The following is an 11,855-nucleotide window of genomic DNA, read 5'->3' as shown; positions in this document are numbered from 1 at the left end:
GCTTACTTCTTGCCCCGCTTGCCCAGCCGCACCGCATCCAGCACCACGAACAGCGGCGGCCACAGCGCCATGCCCAGCAGCGGCGCCCACCAGTAGCTCCACGGCAGGGTTGGCTCGCCCACCGCCAGATGCACCGCCGAAGACACGATGCGGTCGTTGAGCAGCAGCCCGCCGATGGCCAGCGCCTGTTGCGAGACCGGGAAAAAACGCATGCGCGCGCGGAAGCGCTGCAGGATGAAGGTCATGATCACCAGCCGCAGCGCCTGTTCGCCGAGCAGCCCGCCATACAGCAGATCAGCCAGCACGCCGGCCACGAAGGCCAGGCCCAGCCCAACCCGGTCCGGCTCCTCGATCACCCAATACGCCAGCACCAGCGCCAGCCAGTACGGCCGCAGCGGCTGCACCACCATCGGCAACGGCAGCAGGCCCAGGACCAGCGCAATGAAGATGCTCGCCGGCAGGATCCAGGTGTTGCGCATGCGGGTCATTGGTCCGTCTCCTGCGGAGAAGAACGGGATTGGGGATTGGGGATTGGGGATTGGTTAGAAGCGGCCGCCTGTGCTGGTGCGGCGTTGCCGTTGCCGTTGCCGTTGCCCCTTCCAGCGTCTCCACTCCCTGAAGCCTGTGAGCCCTGCGATGACGCTGCGCGGGAACCGCGGGTCTGGAGTTCAGGGCCGTTCGACCCAGGAGGACTGGCCGGCAGGCTGGCGTGGCCGCTGGATGCTGACGCTGATGCGCGGGCCGACTGGACACCAGGCGCGGCAGGTGTCGACACGGACTGTGTGCGCGGCGCGGGAACAGTGCCGGTGCCCGATGCCGCAGCGGCCGTCGGACGCGCGGTATCAATCATTACGTTGGAAATCCCGCCCACCGGCGTGCGTGGCGTGGCAGCCACCGGCGCGCTGGCGGCTGCCGCGCCGCCGTTGCTGTTGTCGCTGTTGCGAATCCCAACTCCCGAATCCCCAATCCCGGCCCCCGGCACCAACCGCAACGGCTTGCCGGCACGCAGCAGCAACACATCGCGGCCGCGATCGAGCTTGGCGGCCGGGGTCAGTTCGCCGACCAGGAAGGCGTGGGTATCGTCCGGATGCAGTTCGGAGACCTTGCCGACCGGGAAGCCGGCCGGGAAGCGGCCGCCCAGGCCGGAGGTGACGATTTCATCACCCACCTGCACGCCGGCACTGAGCGGGATGTCGCGCAGTTCCAGGCGGTCGCCGCGCCCGTAGACGATCAGCCGCACGCCATTGCGCGCCACGCTGACCGGCACGGCGTGGTCGGGGTCGGTGAGCAGCAACACGGTGGAATGCAGCGGGGTGACTTCGATCACCTGTCCCATCAGGCCGCCGGCATCGATCACCGCCTGGCCCAGCACCACCCCTTCGCGGCTGCCGGCGTCCAGCAGCAGGCGTTGGCGCGTCGGATCCAGATCGATGTTCAGGATCGGCGCCAGTTGCACATCCAGACCGCGGCGCTCGGCCACGTTGAGCAGTTCGCGCAGTTGCGCGTTGTCCAGGGCCGCGGTCTGCAACCGGGTCAGGCGCGCATTGGCGACCAATAGCTGATTGCGCAGATCCCGGGTCTCTTCCACCAGTTGCGCATGCGTTGCGGCGTTGTCGCGCACCTGCGAGCCGATGCGCCCCGGCAGCCCGGCCACCGCCCAGATCGGCTGGATCAGCAGATTGGCCTGCATGCGCACCTGGCTCAGCCAGCCACCGCGGCTATCGAGCGCGATCAGCACCACCGCCAGCACCAGATAAACCAGCAGCCGCAGCGTGGAGGTGACTTCGCCCGGACGGGAGGCGACGGGAGGACCGGCGTAGGAGGGCACGTTAAGGCCGGGATTCGGGATTAGGTATTGGGGATTCGAGGAGCAGTTGGCGGCCCCCGGTACGACTAAGCGTTAGACAAACAGGGCTACACCGCAATCGGTCAAGGCCGAAGGCCGGGACACGCTTTGCGAATCCCGAATGCCGACTCCCTAATCCCGAGCGCTTCACTCCGGCGCGAAGAACTCGTTGCCGTGCATGTCCACCAGCTCCAGCGCACGGCCGCCGCCGCGGGCAACGCAGGTGAGCGGGTCGTCGGCCACCTGCACGTGCAGGCCGGTTTCTTCGGAGATCAGGCGGTCCAGGTCGCGCAGCAGCGCGCCGCCACCGGTGAGGACGATGCCGCGCTCGGCCACGTCGGCACACAGTTCCGGCGGGGTCTGCTCCAGCGCCAGCTTCACCGCCGAGACGATGCCCGACAGCGGCTCGTGCAGCGCTTCGAGCACTTCGTTGGAGTTGATCTTGATCATCTTGGGCACGCCTTCTGCAAGGTTGCGGCCGGAGATTTCCATCTCCTGCACCTCGTCCTGCGGGTAGGCGCAGCCGATCTGCAGCTTGATGCGCTCGGCGGTGGCTTCACCGATCAGCATGCCGTGGTTACGGCGCACGTAATTGGTGATCGACTCATCGAAACGGTCGCCGCCCACACGTACCGATTGCGAGTACACGATGCCGTTGAGCGAGATCACCGCCACTTCGGTGGTGCCGCCGCCGATGTCGATGACCATCGAACCGCGCGCCTCGGTCACCGGCATGCCGGCGCCGATCGCTGCGGCCATCGGCTCTTCGATCAGATACACATCGCGCGCACCGGCCTCTTCCGCAGATTCCTTGATGGCGCGGCGCTCGACCTGCGTGGAGCCGGCCGGCACGCACACCAGCACGCGCGGGCTGGGGCGCAGGAAGCGCGATTTGTGCACCTTCTTGATGAAGTGCTTCAGCATCGCCTCGGTGTAGGTGAAGTCGGCGATGACGCCGTCCTTCATCGGGCGGATGGTGGTGATGTGGCCGGGGGTACGGCCGAGCATCTGCTTGGCCTCCGCGCCGACGGCAGCGACCGAGCGCGTGCCGCCGATTGCGCGATCCTGCCGCACCGCAACCACCGACGGCTCGTTCAGCACGATGCCCTGTCCGCGCACGTAGATCAGCGTATTGGCCGTGCCCAAATCGATGGACAGGTCGTTGGAGAACATGCCGCGGAGTTTCTTGAACATCGAGGGAGTCGTTCCTGGGTGAGTCGCATGCCCGCCGCCAGACTGGCGAAAATTTGGGCAGAAAACGAAGTCGGCTAGCCTAGCAATCCCCCCCGGGGTGAGCAAGGAAAAATCGGCGATTTCGCCCCCGTTTTCATGTGGCGGTCACGCCGGCCATGGCATGCGGTTGTGGCCCTGATCGGCCGCAGCCGTTACCCTTTGCGCCGCGGCGCACGCGCCGTCCCGCTGCCATGCCCGGCAATTGGCGGGTTTTCCCAACGCAAAGGCCCGACTCGATGTCCGCACTGATCTGTGGTTCCCTCGCCTACGACACCATCATGGTGTTTCCGGACCAGTTCAAGAACCACATCCTGCCGGACAAGGTGCATATCCTGAATGTGTCGTTCCTGGTGCCACGCATGCGCCGCGAGTTCGGCGGCTGCGCCGGCAACATCGCCTACAACCTGCATCTGCTCGGTGGCGCGCCGATCCCGATGGGCACCGTCGGCCAGGATTTCGGCCCGTACCGCGAACACTTCGAAACGCTGGGCATCGACCTGTCGCGGGTGAAGATCATCGACGACCTGTTCACCCCGCAGGCGTTCATCACCACCGACCACGACAACAACCAGATCACCGCCTTCCATCCGGGCGCGATGATGCGCAGCTACGAAAACCACGTGAAGGATGTGCCGGGCGTGACCCTGGGCCTGGTCGGCCCGGACGGGCGCGAAGGCATGATCCAGAACGCGGAAGAGTTCGCTGCCGGCGGCATCCCTTTCATCTTCGACCCCGGCCAGGCGATGCCGCTGTTCAACGGCCCGGAGCTGCGCCAGTTCATCGAACAGGCCCAGTACGTGGTGGTCAACGACTACGAGTCGAACCTGTTGCAGGAACGCACCGGCTGGGACGAAAAAGACATCGTCTCGCGCGTGCAGGCCTACATCACCACGCAGGGCCCGAAGGGCGCGCTGGTGCATACGCCGGAAAAGACCTACGACATTCCGCCGGCGCACGAGCGCCGCGTGGTCGACCCGACCGGCTGCGGCGATGCATTCCGCGCCGGGCTGATCTACGGCATCCAGGGCGGCTACGACTGGTTGACCATCGGCCGCATGGGCAACCTGATGGGCGCGCTGAAAGTGGAACACCCGGGCACCCAGAACCAGCGCTTCGACTTCGCCGAGTTCAACGACCAGTTCAAGCAGCAGTTCGGCTACGCGTTGTAGCCGGGAGTGGGGATTCGGGAGTCGGGAGTCGTAAAAGCTGGATCCTGGCGCCTCGAGGTCACGAGGAACCGCGCGATGGCGCGGTTTTTTCGTTTTGGCCCGGGCGAAAAGGCAGCCGCCCCCAGCCGAGCCGCTTTTGCCAATCCCGAATCCCGAATCCGCATCCCCGGCGTTTGCTGCACCGCGGTTTGAGCCTCGCCCCGGTTTATGCGTCACTGCCGCTCTGGCCCCGGGTAGGGACCGAGGAAGCGCCACGTGTCGGAAGTGACTGTCGCCAACCTCCTGCAGGCCACGGCCGGGCCCTCGTCCGATGCCCAGGCCGAATCGGCGCTGCTGGCGCGGATGCGCCGCTTCCGCCAGATCGAACCGCTGCCGCCGGCGCTGGCGCGCTCGTGGCAGCGCTGCCTGGACGAGTATGGGCTGAGTCCGGATGCCCCCCCGTTGCCGATGGTCCACGACGGTAGCGGGCTGCGCGAGCGCCAGCAGCGGCTCGAGGAAGTGCTGCGCATCGCCAAGGTGGAGATGGAGAACCTCTACGAGCAGATCGCCGGCGGCGGCTATGCCGTGGTGTTCGCCGACGCCGAGGCGACCTTGCTGCACAGCGTGCAGGACCCGGCACTGCTGCGCGAATTCCGCCAGACCGGGTTGTTTTGCGGCGCCAGCTGGGCCGAGCGCTACCAGGGCACCAACGGTATCGGCACCTGCGCGGTGGAGCGCAGCGCGCTAGGCGTACATCGCGGCGAGCATTATCTGGCCCGGCACCTGCCGCTGTCGTGCAGCGGTGCGCCGATCCTCGACCCGCACGGGCAATTGCTGGCGGTGCTGGATGCGTCCACGCCGGACGCGCGCGACACCAAGCTGGTACAGCGCCACACCAGCGCGTTGGTGCGCATGTCGGCGGCACAGATCGCGCGTTCGTATTTCCTGGAGCAGTATCGGCACGCGTGGATCCTGCGCTTCCACAGCCGCCCGGAGTTCGCCGGCCTGTTGCACGAGGCGCTGATGGCGATCGGCGCCGACGGCTGCGTGCTGGCCGTCAACGAAGCGGCGCTGGAACAGCTCGGCAAGGGCGACCGCAGCCTGCTGGTCGGGCGCGACATCTCGCAGGTGATGCAGCTGGACTTCGACACCGTGGAGCAGCGCGCGCGCAACGCTGCCAGCACGCTCTGGTCGATCCGCTGCGCCTGCCACGGGCGCCGTTTCTTCGCCCTGGCGCAGCCGCCGCGCCGCAACGCGGTTGCTGGCGGCGCACACGCCACCCCCGCCGACGATGGCGAGGCCGCTTACGCACGCGAGCACGTCGGCTCCGATCCGCGCATGCGCCACAACCTGGACAACGCGCTGAAGCTGGTCGCGCATCGCGTGTCGATCCTGCTGTGCGGCGCCACCGGCACCGGCAAGGAGGAGTTCGCCAAGGCGGTGCACCGCGGCTCGCCATGGGCGGCGCGGCCGTTCGTGGCGGTGAACTGTGCGGCGATTCCCGAGGCGCTGATCGAGAGCGAACTGTTCGGCTACGCGCGCGGCGCGTTCACCGACGCCGCGCGCGAAGGCCGCCACGGCAAGCTGCTGCAGGCCAGCGGTGGCACCTTGTTCCTGGACGAAATCGGCGACATGCCGCTGCCGCTGCAGACGCGGCTGCTGCGCGTGCTCGAAGAACAGAGCGTGACCCCGCTGGGCAGCGACCGGGCAATGCCGCTGGAGCTGCACGTGATCAGCGCCAGCCACCGCGACCTGGCGCAGATGGTGGCCGCCGGCGAATTCCGCGAGGACCTGTACTACCGCCTCAACGGCGTGGTGCTGCATCTGCCGCCGCTACGCGAACGCAGCGACAAGGCCGAACTGATCCGCACCCTGTTGCGCGAGGAAAACAGCGAGCGCAGCGTGCGCATCAGCGAAGATGCGCTGCACAAGCTGCTCAGCTACGCCTGGCCGGGCAACCTGCGCCAATTGCGCAATGTGCTGCGCACGGCGGCCGTGCTGTGCAGTGACGAGGTGATTCGCCTGCCGAATCTGCCGCAGGAGATCGTCGACGCGGGCAGCGCTCCTTGCCTGGTCGATGCGCGCGCGGTCGCGGCCGACGATATGCCCGGCCGCGTTGCATTGGATCAGGCCGAACGGCTGGTGCTGCAGCAACAACTCGAACGCCATCGCTGGAATGTCAGCCGCACCGCCGATGCCCTGGGCATCAGCCGTAACACCCTGTATCGCAAGTTGCGCAAGCACGGGCTGGAGACCGGGTGAATCGGGAATCGGGAATCGGGAATAGATAAAAGCAGCGCGCTGACGCTCTACGATTCCCGATTCCCGATTCCCGATTCCCGATGTCCCGCGATCAAAGCGCCCAGCGCACGCCGATCAGGTACTGCCGGGGCACCCCCGGTGCGAGAAATCGTGCCGGGCCGGTTTCCACTGGCGCATCCTGCGGGCGCGCGAGTCCGCCGTCGGGAAACACGTCTTCGGCCACGGCGGCATAGGTGGCGTAGCGGCGGTCGAAGACGTTGTCGATCCGGGCGAACAGCGACACCCGCGCGTTGATGGTCCAGCGCGCCTGCAGGTCGACCAGGGCATAGCCGGCGGTGCCGATGTCGATACGGTCGGGCGCGGCCTGGCCTTCTTCGGCATTGTCGACCTGGCCATCTTCGTTGCCGCTGGCCACCCGCCCGGAGACCGCACGCACGCCCACGCCCAGCGTCAGCGCATCGCGTTGCCACTCCACCCCGAGCTTGAGGTTGTGCCGCGGTAGCGCGGCGATCCGCAGTCCCGGCCGCAGCGCGATCACACGCTCGCCGGACAGCAATTGGCCGTCGCTGCGGTAAGTGGCATCCAGGTAGCTGTAGCCGGCCGACCACTGCCAATCGCCGCTGCGCAGATGCAGTGCCGCGTCCACGCCCTGATAGCGCGTGCGGCCGACATTGTCGAAGTAACCCAACTGCGTATCCGGTGCGCGCAAGAACAGAATGTCGTCGCGATTGTCGGCGCGGTAGACCGACAGCGTGGCGTTGCGATCGGCCGACGGCGTCCAGCGCGCGCCCAGTTCGTAGGTGCGCGAGATGATCTGCTCCAGGCGCGGATCGGCCTGCAGACCGGTCGGCAACCGACATGGCTGAGTGGGATCGGCGCAGCCCAATTCGATGGCGGTCGGTGCACGGCTGTTCTGCGCGACCGAGCCGTAGAGCGTCACCGCCGATGCGAGCCGCCGGGTCAGCCCCAGCGACGGGTTGGCTTTGGCATAAACGAAGCGCTCGCGTGGGCGGTCGCCGTCGTCGGCGGTGGAAAGAACGTTGTCCACCACCACATGATTCCAGCGCACCGCGGCGGTGAGATGGGTGGCATCGTCCAGTGCCCAGGTGTCGGCCAGGAACACGCCCAATGTCTGCGTACTGCCGCGCACGCCGGAAAAGAACGCGCGGTCTGTCGCCGGATCTGCAACGACCGAGCGGTCGGGCTGCACCCACCCGTCGCGGGCGAATTGCCGATAACGCACATGGCCGCGATCGAAAGTGGCGCCGGTGGTGAGCGCATGCGCGCCCCATTGCATGCTCAGATTGAGCGCAACGCCCTGCGCGTGCTGACGCATCTGGGTGGTGTTGAGCGCGCCGGTGTGCAGCGTGTCGGCATCGGTGCGGGCGACGTCGCAATCGGCATCCAGTGCGCTGCCATCGGTGGCGTAACCGGAAGCGCACTCTTCGACGAATTCCTCGTAGTCCTGCCCGATGTCGCCATTGACGGTGTCGCGCCGCCCCATCTTCGAATAAGCCAGCGCGTGCAGCGCAGTGTCTGCATCGAAACGATGGTCCAGCTGCACGCTCAATAGCGTAGTGCGATTGCGGGTGAGATCGGGCGATGTGTAGACCGAGCGCCGATCGGCGCGATACAAGCCGGGCTCCGGACCTTCGTCGGTGTAGCGTGTATCGGGCAGCAGACCATTGCCGATCAGACGGCTGCGCCCGTGCAGCAGCGACAGGCTCCAGTCGGTCTGCTCGCCTTGCTTACCGACCTTGCCGAACACGGTGCCAAGCCGGCCTTCGGAGGCAGCGCGCCAGCCGTTTTCGTCGAAGCCGGTCAGCGCGACAAAGCCATGCCAGCCGTCGGCGCCGGCAACGCCGTAACTGGCATCCAGCCGCTTGCGCGCGCCGCTGCCGATGCTCGCTTCCCCCTGTAATCCGGGCGCGGTCAGCCCGGAGGCGGTAGACAGCACCACCGCGCCACCCAGCGTGTTCGGCCCGAACAGCGGGTTGGAACCCGGCATCAGCGTCACGGCGCTGATTGCCGCTTCGGGCAGCATGTCCCAGCTGACGATATCGGCGAACGGTTCGTTGAAGCGCACGCCATCCAGATACACCGACACCCCCTGCGAGGCGCCCGGCAGCGCCGACGCACGAAAGCCATGGAAGGTGAGATCGTTCTGGAACGCACTGCCCTGCACGTCGTTACCGTCCACGCCCACGAAGCGGCGCTGCAGCAGATCGCTCAGGTTGTTGCTGCGCCCACGCGACAGTTCGGCATTGCTTGCCGACTGCACCATGTACGGCAATTGCGCCGCATCGATGGTGGTGCCCGGGATCGGCGTGGCGGTCACCTCGATACGGTCCAACCAGGTGACTTGCGGCGCTTCCGCTGCAACGGCCACTGCGCTGCGTGCGAGCAAGGTCATGGCGCATGCGCCTGCCAATCCCCTGCGATGCAGCGTCGCTGTCCTGCATCTGCCTGCTGCCATGTGCGTCTCCTTCAATACACCACGATGGATTTGATGCCGCGTGCCGCACGCAGGTCCGCCAACGCCTGGTTGATGTCGTCCAGCGCCAGCGTGCGCGTGATCAGCGGCGCCAGTTGAATGTCGCCGTGCAGATAGCGTTCGACATAGCCAGGCAACTCGCTGCGGCCTTTGACGCCACCAAAGGCGCTGCCGCGCCACACCCGCCCGGTGACCAATTGAAACGGGCGCGTGCTGATTTCCTGCGTGTCCTCGGCCACGCCCAGGATGACGCTCTCGCCCCACCCCTTGTGGCAGCACTCCAGCGCGGCGCGCATCGCACCGACATCGCCGATGCATTCGAAGCTGTGGTCGGCGCCGCCATCGGTCAGGTCCACGATCACCTGCTGGATCGGCGCACCGTAGTCGCGCGGATCCAGGCAATCGGTGGCGCCCAGCGTGCGTGCCAGTGCGAATTTCGCAGGGTCGATGTCCACCGCGATGATGCGACCGGCCTGGGCCAGCACTGCGCCCTGTATCACCGACAATCCGATGCCGCCCAACCCGAACACCGCCACGCAATCTCCTGGCCGCACATGCGTGCTGTTGAGCACCGCACCGACGCCGGTAGTGACCGTGCAACCGAGCAGGCAGGCCTGCTCCAGCGGCGCATCCGGATGGATGCGTGCGACCGCAATCTCCGGCAACACCGTGTATTCGGAAAACGTGCTGGTGCCCATGTGATGCAGGACCGGACGCCTGTGCAACGAGAACCGGCTGCTGCCATCGGGCATCAGGCCACGTTCCTGGCTGCTGCGAATCGCCTGGCACAGATTGGTACGGCCGGAACGGCAGAATTTGCACACGCCGCATTCGGGCATGTACAGCGGAATCACGTGATCGCCGGCCCGCACGCTGGTGACGCCGATCCCGACGTCTTCGACAACACCGGCGCCCTCCTGCCCCAGGATCGCCGGGAAGCTGCCGGCGTGGCCATGCGCCAACGCATGCGCATCGCCATGGCAAATGCCGGTAGCGACCAGGCGCACCAGCACCTCACCGGGACGCGGCGGCTGCAGGTCTACCTCTTCGATGGTCAACGGCTGGTGCGGACCCCAGGCCACCGCAGCGCGTGTCTTCATCCGGCCTCCCTGACGCGCGTCGGCCTGCCGGCCGCTCAGCGCGCGATGATCACGCCCCACGGCAGCTCGCCGACGGGGATCTGTTTGAGTTCGCGCAAGCTGGCGGTGTCGATCACGCTCACGCTGTTGGAACGCCCGTTGGCAACGTAGAGCTTGTCGCCGGCCGGCGTCAGCGCAGGATTCCACGGACGCTGCCCGACCGGGATCTCGGCCAGGGTGCGTGCGGTCTTGAGATCGATCACGCTGACCGTGCCGGCGCCCCCGTTGGAGGCATACAGCCGCGCGCCATCTCCCGACAGCGCCACGCCGGCGGTGCGCACGCCGGCCGGCAGGCTGGCGCGCCGCTGACGCGTCTGCAGGTCGATCACGTCCACCACGTTGGCGGTTTCCTGGGCGATGTACACGCTGTGCCCGTCGGGTGCGAACGCCATGCCGCGCGGATGCCCGCTGGTGGCCACCACGCCGCGCGATCGATGCGTGGCCAGCTCGATCATGTCCATGTCGTTGGAGCCTTCATTGCTGGTGAGCAACCACTTGCCATCCGGGGTGTAGGCGCAATGCTCCGGCGCCTGCCCGCGCGTGGCGATCACCTGCTGCACGACAAATTGCGCCGCGTCGATCAGCGTCACCTGATTCTGGCCTTCCACGCATACCGCGAACTGCTTGCCGTCCGGCGACAACGCGATGCCTTCGGCGTTCTCGCCGATGTCCACGCTGCGCAACACCGCATCTTTTTCGGCATCGAGCTCGACCAGCCGGTGATGCTCGGCATCGATCAGATACAGATGCCCCTGTGGGCCGGGCAATAGCTGCTGCAAGCGCTTGCCGAGCTGGCCCTGCGCGCTGAGCGTGCGCACCACGGTATCGGTGTGCGTATCGATTACCGAGACGGTGCCACTGCGTTGATTGGGCACATACGCAAACACCGGCGGCGTTGCCGGCGCCGGTGCTGCAGGGCCCGTCGTCGCGGGTGCGGCGGTGGAGGCCGGCGAGGCAGCGTCGCGCTGGCAGCCGGCCAGCAGCAGCGTGGCCAGCAGCGTTGCTGCAAGCATGCATGGCCAGCGAGCAGGCGCTGGCCTCATTGCGCCTTGCCTGCAGTCTTGTTGATCGAGTGGATGAAGGCGAGCAACTTTTCGGTATCGCCGGGCTTGAGCACCGGCGCGAACGGCGGCATCTGCCCGACGACCTTTTCGTGCCCGACGCGGGTCTTGCCGTGGGTGATCATGGCCGCGGTGCCTTCATTGATCAGCGTACGCAGGGTGTCGTCGTCGCTGCCGTACACCCAGATGTCGTTGGTCAGCGGCGGGCACATGCCACCGCCACCGGTACCGCCATGACAGGCATTGCAGCCGGCCGAGAAATAGATCTTCTTGCCTTCGGCGACCAGTTCGGGCGTGACCTTGACCTCGGGTCCCTTGGGAATCGGCACGATCGTGGCAGGTGGTGCGGCCGGCGTCGCTGGATCCGGGGCAGGCCCGGCCGCCACATTCGGCATCCCTGCGGCCGCAGGCGCAGGTGCAGGTGCAGGCGCTGCGCTGCCGGCGGCTGGCGCAGGCGCCGGTGCGCTGGCCGCCGCCGGGGGCGCTGGCGGCGGTGTATCGGCGGCCGGGGCCGGCGGCGCGTCCTTGCCGCATGCCGCCAGCACGACGCTGAACATCAACGCGCACAGCGGTGCGCGGACGGAACGATCGAGATAACGTGTAGTGGACGTGCGCATGAACGAACCTTTTTGATCGGAGGGAACGCCGCGCACCCCGGTGCGCGCGACGGGT

General features: G+C 67.2%; 9 protein-coding genes. 2 read left to right on the top strand and 7 right to left on the bottom strand.

Annotated features, from left to right (window positions below):
- Positions 1-2 precede the first annotated feature (2 nt).
- The 3 genes from mreD to ACCQ16_RS03355 all read right to left on the bottom strand — a co-directional run bounded on the left by mreD (position 3) and on the right by ACCQ16_RS03355 (position 3,040).
- Positions 3-488, bottom strand: coding sequence for a rod shape-determining protein MreD (mreD, locus tag ACCQ16_RS03365; protein ID WP_005911183.1), 486 nt, complete (start codon positions 486-488; stop codon positions 3-5).
- Complete coding sequence (gene mreC, locus ACCQ16_RS03360; protein WP_031420977.1) at positions 485-1,828, bottom strand: rod shape-determining protein MreC; 1,344 nt, start codon at positions 1,826-1,828, stop codon at positions 485-487. The genes mreD and mreC overlap by 4 nt, the downstream gene beginning before the upstream one ends.
- A 165-nt stretch (positions 1,829-1,993) precedes the next feature.
- Positions 1,994-3,040, bottom strand: coding sequence for a rod shape-determining protein (locus ACCQ16_RS03355; RefSeq protein ID WP_003482734.1), 1,047 nt, complete (start codon positions 3,038-3,040; stop codon positions 1,994-1,996).
- Between the two features lie 275 nt (positions 3,041-3,315).
- Between ACCQ16_RS03355 and ACCQ16_RS03350 the strand changes: the two genes are divergently transcribed.
- Both ACCQ16_RS03350 and ACCQ16_RS03345 read left to right on the top strand, forming a co-directional pair.
- Entirely contained in the window at positions 3,316-4,248 is a 933-nt protein-coding gene (locus tag ACCQ16_RS03350; RefSeq protein WP_008573357.1) for a carbohydrate kinase family protein, read from the top strand.
- Positions 4,249-4,503: 255 nt separating this feature from the next.
- Positions 4,504-6,489, top strand: coding sequence for a sigma-54-dependent Fis family transcriptional regulator (locus tag ACCQ16_RS03345; RefSeq protein ID WP_209261662.1), 1,986 nt, complete (start codon positions 4,504-4,506; stop codon positions 6,487-6,489).
- 91 nt (positions 6,490-6,580) lie between these two features.
- On the opposite strand, the gene ACCQ16_RS03340 is transcribed toward ACCQ16_RS03345, so the two are convergent.
- From ACCQ16_RS03340 to ACCQ16_RS03325, 4 genes are read right to left on the bottom strand one after another with little or no spacing between them, the layout of a single operon-like run.
- Positions 6,581-8,965: a TonB-dependent receptor gene (locus ACCQ16_RS03340; protein ID WP_031420973.1), complete on the bottom strand. Its 2,385-nt coding sequence runs from the start codon at positions 8,963-8,965 to the stop codon at positions 6,581-6,583.
- Between the two features lie 11 nt (positions 8,966-8,976).
- Positions 8,977-10,083 carry an S-(hydroxymethyl)glutathione dehydrogenase/class III alcohol dehydrogenase gene (locus ACCQ16_RS03335; protein WP_014089321.1) on the bottom strand — a complete coding sequence of 369 codons (1,107 nt, stop codon included), beginning with the start codon at positions 10,081-10,083 and terminating at the stop codon, positions 8,977-8,979.
- Positions 10,084-10,118: 35 nt separating this feature from the next.
- On the bottom strand, positions 10,119-11,165 hold the full coding sequence (locus ACCQ16_RS03330; RefSeq protein ID WP_033478736.1) for a beta-propeller fold lactonase family protein: 1,047 nt from the start codon (positions 11,163-11,165) through the stop codon (positions 10,119-10,121).
- Positions 11,162-11,836 (bottom strand): c-type cytochrome, encoded by a 675-nt coding sequence (locus ACCQ16_RS03325; RefSeq protein WP_029818604.1) that lies wholly within the window; start codon positions 11,834-11,836, stop codon positions 11,162-11,164. The genes ACCQ16_RS03330 and ACCQ16_RS03325 overlap by 4 nt, the downstream gene beginning before the upstream one ends.
- Positions 11,837-11,855 lie beyond the last annotated feature (19 nt).

Origin of the sequence: Xanthomonas sp. NCPPB 1062, from assembly GCF_041481705.2 — a bacterium.
In the GTDB taxonomy this organism is placed as follows: domain Bacteria; phylum Pseudomonadota; class Gammaproteobacteria; order Xanthomonadales; family Xanthomonadaceae; genus Xanthomonas; species Xanthomonas euvesicatoria.
Note: the sequence above shows the minus strand (reverse complement) of the source record. Positions and strands in the feature narration are given on the sequence as shown.

Bases quoted from the DNA above. Each gene is read 5' to 3' on its own strand.
- mreD (WP_005911183.1), bottom strand. From the start codon at position 488: ATGACCCGCATGCGCAACACCTGGATCCTGCCGGCGAGCATCTTCATT.
- ACCQ16_RS03355 (WP_003482734.1), bottom strand. From the start codon at position 3,040: ATGTTCAAGAAACTCCGCGGCATGTTCTCCAACGACCTGTCCATCGAT.
- ACCQ16_RS03350 (WP_008573357.1), top strand. From the start codon at position 3,316: ATGTCCGCACTGATCTGTGGTTCCCTCGCCTACGACACCATCATGGTG.
- ACCQ16_RS03340 (WP_031420973.1), bottom strand. From the start codon at position 8,965: ATGGCAGCAGGCAGATGCAGGACAGCGACGCTGCATCGCAGGGGATTG.
- ACCQ16_RS03335 (WP_014089321.1), bottom strand. From the start codon at position 10,083: ATGAAGACACGCGCTGCGGTGGCCTGGGGTCCGCACCAGCCGTTGACC.
- ACCQ16_RS03330 (WP_033478736.1), bottom strand. From the start codon at position 11,165: ATGAGGCCAGCGCCTGCTCGCTGGCCATGCATGCTTGCAGCAACGCTG.